Here is a 15,000-nt window from a genome sequence, read left to right as displayed (position 1 = left end):
GAGAGATAGCACCACGTAACACATGATATACACCTTGATACTCTTTCATCTTTTCCATCGCGATTACATCTTTCGGTTCTTGCACGACACAAACAACTGATTGATCTCGATGTGAATCGTTACAAATATAACAAGGGTCACGGTCAGTAATATGCCCGCATACAGAACAATATGCTAAGTCTCGCTTCGCATTTACAAGTGCTTTTGCAAAACCTAACACATCATCTTCTTTCATATCTAATACGAAAAACGCCAATCGAACCGCTGTTTTCGGTCCGATTCCTGGCAATTTCATAAAACTATCAATTAGTTTTGATATTGGTTCTGGATAATGCATATATCAATATCCTCCTAGAACATTCCACCCGGTAAGTTTAAGCCTTTTGTAAATTTACCCATTGTAGAGTTTGAAAGTTCATCAGCTTTTTTAAGTGCATCGTTTGTTGCAGCTAACACTAAGTCTTGTAACATTTCGATATCTTCTGGATCTACAACTTCTTCTTTCACTTTTACTTCAAGAATTTGCTTATGACCATTTGCAATAACTGTGATCATACCGCCGCCAGCTGTACCTTCAACTGTTTTTTCGCCAAGTTCTTCTTGCGCCTTTGCCATTTCCTTTTGCATCTTTTGCATTTGTTTCATCATGTTATTCATATTTCCCATTCCGCCACGCATCATAATTAATTCCTCCTAATTATTATTACTCTTTTATTTCAATGAGTTCTTGCCCTACTAATTTTACAGCCTCTTCTATAAGAGGATCTTCTTTTTTCTCTGGGCTTTCTTCAGAACTTCCACCTTCACGCTGTAAAAAATCTTCACGGATTTTACCCCATTCACTTTTTGGAATGGCAATCATATTTAATCTTTTACTTAGCAATTCAAATAAAGTTTGTTCCACTGTATCCATAGCCTCTCGATTTTCGCTTGCCATTTTACAGTGAATCTCATATTGGAACGCTAAAACGTAAGTATCATCTGAAGCCGCTACCGGTTCGCTATTTTCTAACAAAACAGCAAACGCTACTTTGTTGTATGCTTTGAGTCTTCCTAACAACTCTCCCCATACAGCTTTTAATTGTTCTAAATCTTGACGCTTCGCTTGCTTTAATACTTCATTTACGCGTCCGACAGGTATCTTCATACTTCCTGTCCGTACTGGCTTTGGTGCTGCACGCGTCTCTCTGACTTCCTGCTGCACACCGGCCGGCACACCATTCTTTTTGACTTGTTCTAGCTCTTTCTCCAATTGCTGCATCCTGTTCATAATTGCTTGTAAACGATCTGCACCATTTGCTTGCATCATAAACTGTTGACACAGTTGTACCATAACAACTTCTAAGAAAATTCGCGGATGATTTGTCCACTTCATTTCCTGTTGTGCTTTACTAAGAGTATGAATGATCTCATAGATTACTTCCGGTTGCATTTCTTCACTTAACGTCCGGAATTGCTCATCTACCATTACTCGTTCCAACATATGTTCCAATTGTGGTGAAGTTTGATATAAAAGCATATCACGATAATAGTAAATGAAATCTTCCATAAAGCGAACTGGATCTTTCCCTTTACCCATCATCTCATCTATGATACGTAATGCTCTTGATACATCATTTTCACGTATACATTCTACTAAGTTGCCTAAGTATTGCTGAGAAACAGACCCTGTTACAGCTAATACATCTTCTGTCGTAACGGTCTCATCACTATAAGATATTGCCTGATCAATAAGACTGAGCGCATCACGCATACCACCTTCAGCGGCACGTGCAACAATTTGTAATGCCTCATCTTCTACTTGCGTACCTTCATTGTTCACAACTGTCGATAATCTCTCAACAATATCATTTACTGATATCTTTCGAAATTCGAAACGTTGGCAACGCGAAATAATTGTAGGCGGTATCTTATGCGGTTCTGTTGTCGCTAAAATAAAGATAACATGTCCTGGCGGTTCTTCTAACGTTTTTAAAAGCGCATTGAAGGCACCCATGGAAAGCATGTGAACTTCATCAATAATGTATACTTTATATTCTACAGCACTTGGAGCATATTTTACTTTATCTCTAATATCTCGAATTTCATCTACACCGTTATTTGAAGCCGCATCAATTTCTAATACATCTGAAATAGATCCTTGTGTAATCCCCAAACAAGAAGGACATTCATTACAAGGTTCAGCTACCGGAGCATGTTCACAGTTAATTGCTTTTGCAAACACTTTTGCAATTGTCGTTTTTCCTGTTCCCCTCGGCCCAGAAAATAAATAAGCATGTGAAACTTTCTCTTGAAGAAGGGCATTTTGCAACGTTTTTGTCACGTGCTTTTGACCGACTACATCTTCAAACTTTTGCGGTCTCCATGTTCGGTATAACGCTTGGTATGACACGAAAATACGGCCTCCCTCAAAGGTTATTATCTCATTTATTATAACCCATTCTGTTTATAGATTCCAAAAGTTATTTTCTATACAAAAAACCCACCTTAGTATTAAGGTGAGTTTTGTATACATATATAACTGCCGTGCACCTTCTGTCGATTACGTACCATAAGCGTTACTTAAGCAGTTAGCTCGGTTCAGGCACTCCTGCGGCACACGAGAAGACCCGCTTATTGCTGCTTCCTTCCGGACCTGACAAGGTTCACGGGGTCCCGTTGCGCAGGACCCAAACGTCAACACCACTTACTTAAGGCAGACCTTACAGCAACATAACCTCGAGAAGGGATTCGGCCTCGCTAGAGCGGATTGCGAGTATAGGGCACCGCTACCTCCCCGCTTAGCACGGCAAAGTTAAAACCAATATTCGGTTGCCTTCATTAAAGGCACTATCAGTATAACTTGTTTTTTTATAAAATGCAAATACGTTAATTCTCTTTACTTTTCTCTAATTTCTTAATCGCTTTTCTTTTTTTACGAAGCGCTCTAAAAAAGTTCGTTAATAGCGTACCGCACTCTTCTTCTAATACACCAGCCACTACTTCACATTGATGATTAAAGCGTTCATCCGTTAACAGATTCATCAATGTCCCTGCACATCCACCTTTCGGATCACTCGCACCATATACAACTCGCTTTACTCGTGATAAAACAATTCCACCCGCACACATCGGACAAGGCTCTAATGTTACATATAACGTCGCATCTTCTAAACGCCATGTCCCTAATTTTTTGCATGCCTCATCAATAGCTAACAACTCAGCGTGAGCTATTGATCTTTGCTCAGTCTCCCTTAAATTATGAGCAACACTAATTACTTCACCATTTAATACTATAACTGCACCAATCGGTACTTCTTGTATTGCCTCTGCTTTTTTAGCCTCTTCTATTGCTAACTGCATAAAATAAATATCTTGATCACGTTCCATAACATAGTCCTTTCATTACAAATAAAGTACACTTATTTCCATTTACTACACATGGGATAACTTTTACAAATTCAATCCACCCTAAGAAAAAAGAGAGGGGATTACATATGAAGAATACTGCCTTACTCATTATCGATATGATTAATGACTTTCAATTTTCACACGGGCCTATCCTAGCCAAAAAATGCGAAATTATAACCACTCCTATTTTACAATTAAAGAAGACAATGAAATCCTTCGGTTGTCCCATCATTTATATTAATGACCATTATCAACTTTGGAGATCTGATATTGACCAATTGATTACTCATTGTACAAATGAGTATAGTGAAAATATCATTCATAAGATCGCTCCAAATGCTGATGATTACATTTTTATTAAACCACATTACTCTGCTTTTTATGAAACACCTTTAAATTCTTTATTAGGCTATTTAAAAATAGAAAATCTAATATTAACAGGTGTCGCCGGGAATATATGTATCCTCTTTACAGCTAACGATGCTCATATGAGGAATTATACATTGTATGTACCACAGGACTGTATTGCCTCTAATGATGATCAGGATAACCTGCATGCTTTAAAAATAATGGAAACCACATTAAAAGCAAATATAGTACCGTCGTTTCAAATAAAATTTAATTAATACATATATCTATTTTCCAACTTTTTATATCAAATTAACCCGCTCGCTTCCCTCTTGTGCTACAATAATTCTGTTTTGTGTTTTTAGTAGTCACGGTAAATCACTGATTGAAAGGAGGAAACAGCGTGACCGGAGTACCATTTATCACGGTTGAAGGACCAATTGGTGTTGGAAAAACTTCACTTGCGAAGGAAATTTCAACTCACATGCAACTCCACTTACTGAAAGAGATTGTTGATGAAAACCCCTTTTTAGGAAAGTTCTATGAAGACATCGACGAATGGAGTTTTCAAACAGAGATGTTCTTTCTTTGTAATAGATACAAACAATTAGAAGATATTAACATAAAGTATTTGAATCAAAGGAAGCCAGTAGTAGCGGATTATCATATATTCAAAAATGTAATTTTTGCATCCCGTACATTGAAAGATTCTCAATATGACAAGTACATGCAAATCTATCGTATCCTTACACAAGATATGCCAGTTCCAAACGTTATCGTTTATTTAACAGCTAGCTTAGAAACATTACAAAAGCGAATCGCAATGCGCGGAAGAGAATTCGAAAAAAATATGGATCCAAATTACTTACTACAGCTCACAAAAGATTACGAAACAGCAATGGATGCTTTTAAAAAGGACCATCCAGATATCCCAGTATTGAAATTTAACGGAGACGATATGGATTTTGTAAAAAATCCTGATGATTTAAACGTCATCCTATCTGCCCTTCAAAATACTCTCTTAAAGGAGTCGAAATAATAATGAATTTAAGGCAAAAATATGATATACCAAATGACGCAGTAATCACTATCGCTGGAACAGTAGGTGTCGGTAAATCCACTATGACAACTGCATTGGCTAACGCTTTAGGATATCGCACATCATTTGAAAAGGTAGATTCTAATCCGTATTTGGACAAGTTCTATGCTGATTTCACACGCTGGAGCTTTCACTTACAAGTGTATTTTTTAGCAGAACGATTTAAAGAACAAAAAAGAATTTTTGAATACGGTGGCGGTTTTGTTCAAGATCGCTCTATCTATGAAGACACTGGCATTTTTGCAAAAATGCATCACGAAAAAGGTACAATGACGGAAACTGATTATGAAACATATAAAGGTTTATTTGACGCTATGGTCATGACTCCTTACTTCCCACATCCAGATTTATTAATTTACTTAGAAGGTTCTTTCGATGATATCGTTGATCGTATCCAAGAACGTGGACGTCCGATGGAACAGCAAACACCAATCGAGTATTGGAAAGAGATGCATGGGCGTTATGAAAACTGGATTAACAACTTTAATTCATGCCCTGTTTTACGATTAAACATTAATGAATACGATATTTTAAAAGATGGCGATTCCATTGAACCAATCATTAAAAAAATCGGTCATTTTTTAAAACAAACACGTAAACTTGTAAAATAAAAAACCCGTGCATATGCACGGGTTTTTCTATTAAATTACTTTTTCTTTGTTGGAGCAATAATTTCACTCTCAGGTTTTCCAGCGTTAATGCGCTGACGAACAGTACTTGTACTAATATCGTACGCCTCAGCAATCTCTTTAACAGTCATTTCTTTCCCGTTAATTACTGCTGTTAATACTTTACCTGTACGTTTTGGAGCTGCTTCTTTCTTTACAGCTTCTTTTTTAACTTTTTTTGGTGCCTCTACTTTTGTTGCAGTTTGCTTTACATCACAAGTGCAACCACAAAGTTTACGGAATGTATCATCGCTAATAATGCGTGATACATTTGCACCACTGTTTAAAATTCTATTGTTCTTACAGACAGGACATTGTACATAATATAAAGTTTTTCCATCTAAAGGAAACGTTTGTATAATAAGATCCATGTTGACTCCTTTCATATCTATGAAGATAATCATCGGAATATGAGTGTGTAATAAGGACAAAATCGCCTTACACCATACTTTATGATTGGTTTTAAAATAAAAACTCGTTACGTGTGGTAACGAGTTCTCCAATCTCCACTTATATGCGCTGTTGTCAATTATATCTGGAGGAGGTAGAGGGATTCGAACCCCCGCGCGACTCTCGCCGCCTGTCGGTTTTCAAGACCGATCCCTTCAGCCAGACTTGGGTATACCTCCATATTGACATCAAATATAATATCAAAAGAAAAACAGTTAGTCAACCCTACTAAAATAAATTATGAGGAAAGGAAAATTTTACTTTCCCTCTCCTATATTATAGTACTGACAACGCTCATAATTACCAATCACTCATACCGATGAATGTTTATAAATTTACTTAATAACTGTTTTTCCTCCCATATAAGGGCGAAGAACTTCTGGAATTATAATTGTACCATCTTCTTGTTGGTAGTTCTCTAAAATAGCTGCCACCGTACGTCCAATTGCAAGACCAGATCCATTTAATGTATGAACATGTTCTGGTTTTCCGTTTGGCTCACGACGGAAACGGATATTTGCACGTCTCGCTTGGAAAGCCTCGAAATTACTACAAGAAGAGATTTCACGATATGTGCCATAGCTTGGAATCCATACTTCAATATCGTATTTCTTCGCTGCCGTAAATCCTAAATCGCCTGTGCACATGCTCATAACGCGATATGGCAACTCTAATAATTGTAACACGCGTTCTGCATCATTTGTTAGTTTTTCTAACTCTTCATAAGAATCTTCTGGTTTTACAAACTTCACAAGCTCTACTTTATTGAACTGGTGCTGACGAATTAAACCACGTGTATCACGGCCAGCTGAACCTGCTTCAGAACGGAAACAAGAGCTAAATGCAGCATATCTTATAGGCAATTGTTCTTTATTTAAGATCTCATCACGGTGCATATTTGTTACAGGTACTTCAGCTGTTGGAATTAAGAAGTAGTCTTCACTTTCAATACGGAATGCATCTTCTTCAAACTTCGGAAGTTGTCCTGTCCCTGTCATGCTTGCACGGTTTACCATATACGGAGGTAATACTTCTTCATATCCATGCTCATCAGTATGAAGATCCAGCATAAAGCTAATTAAAGCACGCTCTAATCTTGCGCCAGCACCTTTGTAGAATACGAAGCGGCTTCCTGTTACTTTTCCAGCACGTTCAAAATCTAGAATTCCTAAATCTGTAGCAAGATCCCAATGTGGTTTTGGTTCAAAAGCAAATTCCTTCACTTCTCCCCAAGTGCGGGCTACTACATTATCATCCTCTGTTTCACCAACCGGAGCAGATTCATGAGGAATATTTGGAATAGATAGCATCAATCTTTCTAGATCTTCTTCAACTGTACGAAGTTCGTTATCAAGATCTTTTACTTTTTCTCCAACTTCACGCATTTCTAAAATTAGAGCTTCTGCATCTTTCTTTTCGCGCTTCAATACAGAGATTTGTTGAGATACTTCGTTACGTTTACTTTTTAGTTCCTCTGTTTGAACAAGTAGTTCTCTTCTTCTCGTATCTAATTCTTCAAAGCGACCAAAATCAGTTAAATCTTCGCCTCTATGCTGTAACTTAGCTTTTACTTCTTCAAAATTTGTACGTAAAAATTTAATATCAAGCATTATATACTCCTCCTTTTATTTTATAAAACACAAAAAACTCCCGTCCCTATATAAAGGGACGGGAGTTAACCCGCGTTGCCACCCTAGTTGAAAGCATTACCGCTTTCCTCTCAAGTAGAAATAACGGCTCTTCACCGGGAATGTTTACTAATCATAAAGATATTCCACATTCCATTCCAGGATGGATTCACAAACTGTTTCTATCGATTTCCACCAACCATCGACTCTCTATAAGAAACGACATTTGTTACTATTTCCTATCAACACGCTTATTTTATAAAATTGTTACCATCAATTTACTATAATCTTATACAAGTTGCAAGTTACTTATACAACTTTTTTCATTTTCGCTTCTTTTACCATTTCTACAAAGTATGCTGTTACACGATGATCATCCGTTAATTCCGGATGGAAAGAAGCAGCTAAAAACGGCCCTTGCCTTACCGCTACCATTCGATCACCATGTGTAGAAAGTACCTCAACATTATCCGCTACATTTACAACATACGGGGCACGAATAAATACGCCAACAAAATCTTCTCCCACACCTTTAATAGAAAGTGCAGCTTCAAAGCTATCTTTTTGACGTCCAAACGCATTGCGCTCAACTGTAATATCCATAGCACCAATATGTGCTTCGTCATAGCCAATAAGTGTTTTTGCAAGAAGAATCATTCCTGCACATGTACCAAACATTGGTTTACCAGAATTCGCAAATGTACGAAGTGGTTCCATGAAAGCATACTTATCAATAAGACGGCGCATAGTTGTACTTTCACCGCCTGGTAAAATAAGACCATCAATCTCTTCAAGTTGTTCTATACGCTTTACAACAACAGCTTCTGCACCACTTGCTTCAACTGATTTTACATGTTCACGAACTGCACCTTGAAGACCTAGTACACCGATTTTCACCATTTTAAAGTTCTCCTTCAATTACCATCCACGCTCTTGCATGCGTTGCTCTGGTAGTAACGTTGAAATTTCGATACCTTTCATCGCATTACCTAATCCTTTAGAAAGGCTTGCAATTAACTCGTAATCCTCATAATGAGTTGTCGCTTCAACGATTGCACGTGCAAATTTCGCTGGATTCTCTGATTTAAAGATACCAGATCCAACAAATACACCATCCGCACCAAGTTGCATCATTAATGCTGCATCTGCAGGTGTTGCTACACCACCTGCTGCAAAGTTTACAACCGGCAAACGACCAAGGCGTTTAATTTCAAGTAGTACTTCATAAGGAGCACCAGTATTTTTTGCATATGTCATTAACTCATCTTCACGTAGACTTGCAACTTGACGGATTTCTGCATTGACTTGACGCATATGACGCACTGCCTCTACAATGTTTCCTGTTCCTGGTTCACCTTTTGTACGAAGCATAGATGCACCTTCTGCAATACGACGTGCAGCTTCTCCGATATCACGGCAACCACATACAAATGGAACTGTGTAATCACGTTTATTTAAATGGTATACTTCATCGGCAGGAGTTAATACTTCACTCTCATCGATATAGTCTACCCCTAATGATTCTAATACACGCGCTTCTACAAGGTGACCGATACGGCATTTTGCCATAACCGGAATTGACACAGCACCCATAACTTCTTCAACGATTGTTGGGTCTGCCATACGAGAAACGCCACCCGCTGCACGAATATCTGCTGGTACACGCTCTAATGCCATAACGGCAACTGCGCCTGCCTCTTCTGCAATTTTTGCTTGTTCAGCGTTAATTACGTCCATAATAACGCCGCCTTTTTGCATTTCTGCCATTCCACGTTTTACACGTTCTGTCCCTGTTACGTTTGTCATGTTACAAAAACCCCCCTAGGTGAATTGCTTTTCCCCGTTAAAGGCGAAAATTAAGAATACTCTTACATTCTACCACTAACTATCAGATGCTTGTCTACTACTTTTTCATAAAGTCGGTATGAAAAATAGGAATAAGAAAAAGCCCCTACAATGAGGAGCTTTTAAAACCAACCTTTTACTGTATCAACAGCACTATTCCATATACCACTAAAGAAAGAACCAATTCCGCGCATAGCACGAGTAAACCAGTTTGCTTCTTCTACTTCAGCTGTTGTTACAAGATCCACTTGCAATGACTTACCAGTTAAAAATCCAGGATCGTTTGTATCTTTTGGCGTAATTACCATTTGACCAAGCGCAGTTCCCTTTTTAATAGGTGCCTCTTGTCCCTTACTCGATTCTTTTAATTCTGTTTTATAAACATCTTTACTTCCTTTTGGTACTGGAAGTGAAATGGCTTGTTTCGTTTGAACTGCTACATCTTTGTCTTTCGCATTTTCTACTCGTACTGTTTCTTGTCCTTTTACTGAAGAACCTTTTTTATACATTTGTTTCATTTCAAAGTTAGCAAATCCATAATCATATAGCTTCTTTGTTTCATCAAAACGTGCTGTATGAGAACTTGTTTTAATCACTACAGAAATAAAACGCATACCGTTTCTTTCAACCGTACCAGTGAAGCAATCTCCCGCTTCTGGAGTTGAGCCTGTTTTTAGGCCATCTACGCCATCATATTCTTTAACTAAGCCCTTTAACATCCAGTTCCAGTTCGACATTGCAAACTTCTCTTTTTCTGGACGGAATTCTTTTTTCGGGATTTTTGCTGTATCTAACACTTTTGGATAATCTTTAATTAAATGTTGTGCTAAAGTTGCAACATCCTTTGCAGACATTTTATTTTCTTCATCCGCTGTTGTTCCTTCTGGATGCATTCCCTTTAAATCTTTATTCGTTAAACCTGTAGAATTGACAAATTTATAATTTTTCAACCCTAGTTCTTTCGATTTATCATTCATCATTTTTACGAAATCTACTTCTTTACCTGCAATTGCTTCTGCTAATGCAATCGTTGCACCATTTGCAGAGAAGATTGCCATTGCCTCGTATAACTCTTTTACTGTATAAGAGCCACCATTTTCTAATGCCACATTTGATAATGAAGCATCCTGCGAAACTTTATACGCATATTCAGAAACCTTAATTTTCTGATCCCACTTAAGCTTTCCTTTATCTACTGCTTCGTGAACTAAATACTCACTCATCATCTTCGTCATACTAGCAATGGATAATAATTCATCTGCATTCTTTTGATATAAAATTTTTCCAGAATTCGCTTCAACTAAAATTGCCGCACCTGCTTCAATATTTAAAGCAGCTCCTGTTTCAGCTGATGCATTGCTATATGGTAACAACATACTACAAGCTAGTGTAAACATTGTTACTAGTGCAATGAATCTTTTGCAAAACATACCTTTCACTTTTGCTACCCCCAATATCTATGTACTCACATAACCGTTATTCTAACATAATCAAAAAAAAATAGACAGAGATATAAAATCTCCGTCTATTTATATATAAGACATTATAATGAGTAGTTTGGAGCCTCTTTTGTAATTTGTACATGATGAGGATGACTTTCAAGTAAACCAGCACCTGACATACGAACAAATTGTGCATTCTCACGTAAGAATTCTAAATCTTGTGCTCCGCAATATCCCATACCTGCGCGTAATCCACCAACTAATTGATGAACCGTATCTGCTAAAGGTCCTTTATATGGTACTCGTCCTTCAATACCTTCTGGAACAAGTTTTTTATTTCCTTCTTGGAAATAACGATCTTTACTTCCTTTTTCCATCGCTCCGACAGAACCCATACCACGATATACTTTAAATTGGCGACCTTGATAAATTTCAGTTTCACCAGGACTTTCAGCAACACCAGCAAACATACTACCTAGCATAACAACATGTGCTCCTGCTGCTAAAGCTTTAACCATATCACCAGAGTACTTAATACCACCGTCAGCGATAACTGGGATACCGTGTTTACGAGCTTCTGTTGCACAATCATAAACCGCTGTTAATTGTGGTACACCAACCCCAGCTACAACACGTGTTGTACAGATAGAGCCTGGTCCAATACCAACTTTAACTACGTTTGCACCTGCTTCAATTAATGCTCTTGTTGCTTCAGCAGTAGCAACATTTCCAGCGATAATATTTAATGATGGATACTTTGCACGAACTTCTTTTACTTTATCAATAACGCCTTGAGAATGTCCATGAGCTGTATCAAGTACGATTGCATCTACGCTAGCCTTTACTAATGCGTCAATGCGAGTCATAGCATCAGCCGTTACACCAACTGCTGCTCCAACTAATAAGCGCCCTTGCTTATCCTTCGCAGAATTCGGGAATTCAATTACTTTTTCAATATCTTTTATTGTAATAAGCCCTTGTAATACACCGTTGTTATCAACAAGAGGGAGTTTTTCAATTTTATACTTTTGTAGGATCTTTTCAGCCTCATCTAGCGTTGTACCAACTGGAGCTGTAATTAGCTGTTCTTTTGTCATTACGTCGGAAATTTTGATTGAGTAGTCTTGGATAAAACGCATATCACGGTTTGTAATAATACCAACTAATTTTCGCTCGTCTAAATTATTTACAACCGGTACACCTGAGATACGATATTTCCCCATAAGGTGCTCTGCATCATACACTTGATGTTCTGGAGTTAAAAAGAAAGGATCTGAAATAACACCACTTTCAGAACGTTTTACTTTATCAACCTGCTCGGCTTGTTGTTCAATAGACATATTTTTATGAATAATCCCTAAACCGCCTTGACGAGCCATTGCAATAGCCATATCCGCTTCTGTTACTGTATCCATTCCTGCACTAATTAACGGGATGTTTAACTGTAAGCTTTCAGATAAAACTGTTTTAACACTTACTTCTCTTGGTAGTACATCTGACTTTGCTGGTACAAGTAATACGTCATCAAAAGTCAAACCTTCTTTAACAAATTTAGATTCCCACATAATTGTTCCCCCCATGATACCAGAAATTATTATTAGTAGCTTATCAATTGGTTAAAATACTGTCAAGGACGTATATATATGTTAGAATTTTTAGACAATAAAAGGAGCGTAATATATGCATCAAACACATTGTACTTGGCAGCAACTAAGTTTCTTCTTTTCATCTCAAAATGTACAACGTTATCTTGCCCGTTGTTATGAAAAATCCTCGATACAAAATGCCGAAAAAAAAAGTTTCGAAAATTGTTATCCTTTTATTTATTATTTAGAACACGGGAAAAATTATTACGAATTATATAAGGTAGCTCCCTTTTCGATTCAGCCAATGTTATTGTTTTATGGAATGAGCCAACTTTTTAAAGCATGCTTATTAACTATTGATCCAAACTATCCTGAATCCACTACTGTTTTAGCTCATGGCGTTACGACTCGTAAGCGGAAAAAACAGGGATATCAATTTTTAGAAGATGAGGTAAAGGTACAAAAAAATGGACTATTTACTCATGTTGCAGAACAGCTGTTTCACATGAAACACTTAGAATCAGAGAAGTTTAACATGTTGGATTTAATGGGGAATATTCCTGAATTACAAAGCTTATTTCGCTATAGTCAGCGAGGTTCCACTTTATATAAAATTGATTCAACAAATGCAAATGAACTTTCCTTTTCAGTCAATATACTAGATCGACTTCATATGACTTCAGAAAGATTTTCACGTTATATTGAATCAATTTGTAAGCACTTATCCGTGCAACATGTCCCCGGGAAAACGAGCGCATCCAATTTACTTTTTACGGCTCCTATCCAATCGTGGAATCCTATATATAGTACGCCTTTATACTACGAATATCTCGCTGATACTTATTACTTACCACTCACAACTGACCCTAGAAATCCTACACCCGTATTACCTGAACTTCTCGTTCATTATTTATTGCTCTACAATTTAAGTATGATTTCTAGATACGAAACAGATTGGTGGTATGATTTACTTGGAAGCTATGGCTCTGAAGATTACCCATTTATTTATCAATTTCTTACTATTTCTGCTCAAAAAATTCCTTACTATATTTCGAAATTTTTACTAGCAGAACCGAACCTATTTCATGGGAAATAAAAAAAACACAAGTCAAAAGACTTGTGTTTTTAGTTGCTTGGCGACGTCCTACTCTCACAGGGACAAGGTCCCAACTACCATCGGCGCTAGAGAGCTTAACTTCCGTGTTCGGTATGGGAACGGGTGTGACCTCTCTGCCATCATCACCAAACTATGAAGGCATATTCCTTCAAAACTAGATAACATTTGCTACATATTATATGGTTAAGTCCTCGATCTATTAGTATTCGTCAGCTCCACATGTCACCATGCTTCCACCTCGAACCTATCAACCTGATCATCTTTCAGGGATCTTACTAGCTTACGCTATGGGAAATCTCATCTTGAGGGGGGCTTCATGCTTAGATGCTTTCAGCACTTATCCCTTCCGCACATAGCTACCCAGCTATGCCCTTGGCAGAACAACTGGTACACCAGCGGTGCGTCCATCCCGGTCCTCTCGTACTAAGGACAGCTCCTCTCAAATTTCCTACGCCCACGACGGATAGGGACCGAACTGTCTCACGACGTTCTGAACCCAGCTCGCGTACCGCTTTAATGGGCGAACAGCCCAACCCTTGGGACCGACTACAGCCCCAGGATGCGATGAGCCGACATCGAGGTGCCAAACCTCCCCGTCGATGTGGACTCTTGGGGGAGATAAGCCTGTTATCCCCGGGGTAGCTTTTATCCGTTGAGCGATGGCCCTTCCATGCGGAACCACCGGATCACTAAGCCCGACTTTCGTCCCTGCTCGACTTGTAGGTCTCGCAGTCAAGCTCCCTTATGCCTTTGCACTCTACGAATGATTTCCAACCATTCTGAGGGAACCTTTGGGCGCCTCCGTTACACTTTAGGAGGCGACCGCCCCAGTCAAACTGCCCACCTGACACTGTCTCCCGGGTCGATAAGACCCGTAGGTTAGAATTTCAATACAGTCAGGGCGGTATCCCACCAGCGCCTCCACCGAAGCTAGCGCTCCGGTTTCAAAGGCTCCCGCCTATCCTGTACAAACTGTACCAAAATTCAATATCAGGCTACAGTAAAGCTCCACGGGGTCTTTCCGTCCTGTCGCGGGTAACCTGCATCTTCACAGGTACTATAATTTCACCGAGTCTCTGGTTGAGACAGTGCCCAAATCGTTACACCTTTCGTGCGGGTCGGAACTTACCCGACAAGGAATTTCGCTACCTTAGGACCGTTATAGTTACGGCCGCCGTTTACTGGGGCTTCAGTTCAGAGCTTCGCTTACGCTAACCCCTCTCCTTAACCTTCCAGCACCGGGCAGGTGTCACCCCCTATACTTCGCCTTACGGCTTCGCAGAGAGCTGTGTTTTTGCTAAACAGTCGCTTGGGCCTATTCACTGCGGCTTTCCGTTAAGAAAGCACCCCTTCTCCCGAAGTTACGGGGTCATTTTGCCGAGTTCCTTAACCAGAGTTCTCTCGCACACCTTAGGATTCTCTCCTCG

General features: G+C 38.7%; 14 protein-coding genes, 1 tRNA gene, 2 rRNA genes, 1 other RNA gene and 1 other annotated feature (2 of these 19 running past the window's edge). Of the genes, 4 read left to right on the top strand and 14 right to left on the bottom strand.

The window, feature by feature from the left end; translation table 11 throughout:
- The 5 genes from recR to tadA form a co-directional block, all read right to left on the bottom strand.
- On the bottom strand, positions 1-337 hold the 5' portion of the coding sequence (recR, locus tag MKY00_RS00135) for a recombination protein RecR (RefSeq protein WP_000559169.1). Its footprint begins 260 nt before the window's first position; only the first 337 of its 597 coding nucleotides appear in the window; its start codon is at positions 335-337; the stop codon falls past the left edge of the window.
- Positions 338-351: 14 nt separating this feature from the next.
- Positions 352-678, bottom strand: a complete 327-nt coding sequence (locus tag MKY00_RS00130) for a YbaB/EbfC family nucleoid-associated protein (protein WP_001996460.1) — start codon at positions 676-678, stop codon at positions 352-354.
- A gap of 25 nt (positions 679-703) precedes the next feature.
- Positions 704-2,392, bottom strand: a complete 1,689-nt coding sequence (dnaX, locus tag MKY00_RS00125) for a DNA polymerase III subunit gamma/tau (RefSeq protein ID WP_000121557.1) — start codon at positions 2,390-2,392, stop codon at positions 704-706.
- A gap of 132 nt (positions 2,393-2,524) precedes the next feature.
- An RNA gene (gene ffs / locus MKY00_RS00120) (signal recognition particle sRNA large type) lies at positions 2,525-2,789 on the bottom strand.
- A 79-nt stretch (positions 2,790-2,868) separates the two neighbouring features.
- Positions 2,869-3,369, bottom strand: coding sequence for a tRNA adenosine(34) deaminase TadA (tadA, locus tag MKY00_RS00115; RefSeq protein WP_000439013.1), 501 nt, complete (start codon positions 3,367-3,369; stop codon positions 2,869-2,871).
- A gap of 107 nt (positions 3,370-3,476) precedes the next feature.
- On the opposite strand from tadA, the gene MKY00_RS00110 reads away from it, so the two are divergent.
- The 3 genes from MKY00_RS00110 to MKY00_RS00100 all read left to right on the top strand — a co-directional run bounded on the left by MKY00_RS00110 (position 3,477) and on the right by MKY00_RS00100 (position 5,448).
- Positions 3,477-4,016 (top strand): isochorismatase family cysteine hydrolase, encoded by a 540-nt coding sequence (locus MKY00_RS00110; RefSeq protein ID WP_016716235.1) that lies wholly within the window; start codon positions 3,477-3,479, stop codon positions 4,014-4,016.
- A 125-nt stretch (positions 4,017-4,141) separates the two neighbouring features.
- Positions 4,142-4,777 (top strand): deoxynucleoside kinase, encoded by a 636-nt coding sequence (locus MKY00_RS00105; RefSeq protein ID WP_000148224.1) that lies wholly within the window; start codon positions 4,142-4,144, stop codon positions 4,775-4,777.
- A 2-nt stretch (positions 4,778-4,779) separates the two neighbouring features.
- A complete protein-coding gene (locus tag MKY00_RS00100) occupies positions 4,780-5,448 on the top strand; it encodes a deoxynucleoside kinase (protein WP_001053585.1) in 669 nt (222 codons plus the stop codon).
- Between the two features lie 35 nt (positions 5,449-5,483).
- On the opposite strand, the gene MKY00_RS00095 is transcribed toward MKY00_RS00100, so the two are convergent.
- The 7 genes from MKY00_RS00095 to guaB all read right to left on the bottom strand — a co-directional run bounded on the left by MKY00_RS00095 (position 5,484) and on the right by guaB (position 12,435).
- Positions 5,484-5,876 carry a DUF3797 domain-containing protein gene (locus MKY00_RS00095; RefSeq protein ID WP_000364200.1) on the bottom strand — a complete coding sequence of 131 codons (393 nt, stop codon included), beginning with the start codon at positions 5,874-5,876 and terminating at the stop codon, positions 5,484-5,486.
- Positions 5,877-6,041: 165 nt separating this feature from the next.
- Positions 6,042-6,134, bottom strand: a tRNA-Ser gene (locus tag MKY00_RS00090).
- Positions 6,135-6,290: 156 nt separating this feature from the next.
- The gene (serS, locus tag MKY00_RS00085) at positions 6,291-7,565 is read right to left on the bottom strand and encodes a serine--tRNA ligase (protein ID WP_000884181.1); all 1,275 of its coding nucleotides are present in this window, start codon (positions 7,563-7,565) and stop codon (positions 6,291-6,293) included.
- 51 nt (positions 7,566-7,616) lie between these two features.
- Positions 7,617-7,838: a binding site (T-box leader), on the bottom strand.
- Positions 7,839-7,892: 54 nt separating this feature from the next.
- On the bottom strand, positions 7,893-8,483 hold the full coding sequence (gene pdxT / locus MKY00_RS00080; RefSeq protein WP_016716234.1) for a pyridoxal 5'-phosphate synthase glutaminase subunit PdxT: 591 nt from the start codon (positions 8,481-8,483) through the stop codon (positions 7,893-7,895).
- An 18-nt stretch (positions 8,484-8,501) separates the two neighbouring features.
- Entirely contained in the window at positions 8,502-9,389 is an 888-nt protein-coding gene (gene pdxS, locus MKY00_RS00075) for a pyridoxal 5'-phosphate synthase lyase subunit PdxS (RefSeq protein ID WP_000186156.1), read from the bottom strand.
- 161 nt (positions 9,390-9,550) lie between these two features.
- Positions 9,551-10,858 (bottom strand): D-alanyl-D-alanine carboxypeptidase DacA, encoded by a 1,308-nt coding sequence (gene dacA / locus MKY00_RS00070; protein WP_141114923.1) that lies wholly within the window; start codon positions 10,856-10,858, stop codon positions 9,551-9,553.
- 113 nt (positions 10,859-10,971) lie between these two features.
- Entirely contained in the window at positions 10,972-12,435 is a 1,464-nt protein-coding gene (gene guaB / locus MKY00_RS00065) for an IMP dehydrogenase (RefSeq protein ID WP_000264079.1), read from the bottom strand.
- 115 nt (positions 12,436-12,550) lie between these two features.
- Here guaB and MKY00_RS00060 point away from each other — a divergent pair, with 115 nt between their 5' ends.
- A complete protein-coding gene (locus MKY00_RS00060; protein ID WP_016719085.1) occupies positions 12,551-13,552 on the top strand; it encodes a YaaC family protein in 1,002 nt (333 codons plus the stop codon).
- A gap of 35 nt (positions 13,553-13,587) precedes the next feature.
- On the opposite strand, the gene rrf is transcribed toward MKY00_RS00060, so the two are convergent.
- Positions 13,588-13,703: ribosomal RNA gene (gene rrf / locus MKY00_RS00055) — 5S ribosomal RNA — on the bottom strand.
- 49 nt (positions 13,704-13,752) lie between these two features.
- Positions 13,753-15,000: ribosomal RNA gene (locus tag MKY00_RS00050) — 23S ribosomal RNA — on the bottom strand; it runs 1,675 nt beyond the window's last position.

Source organism: Bacillus sp. FSL R9-9834, assembly GCF_038006905.1.
Lineage (GTDB): Bacteria > Bacillota > Bacilli > Bacillales > Bacillaceae_G > Bacillus_A > Bacillus_A pacificus.
The sequence above is the reverse complement of the archived record's forward strand: the minus strand, read 5'-3'. Positions and strand labels throughout refer to the sequence as shown.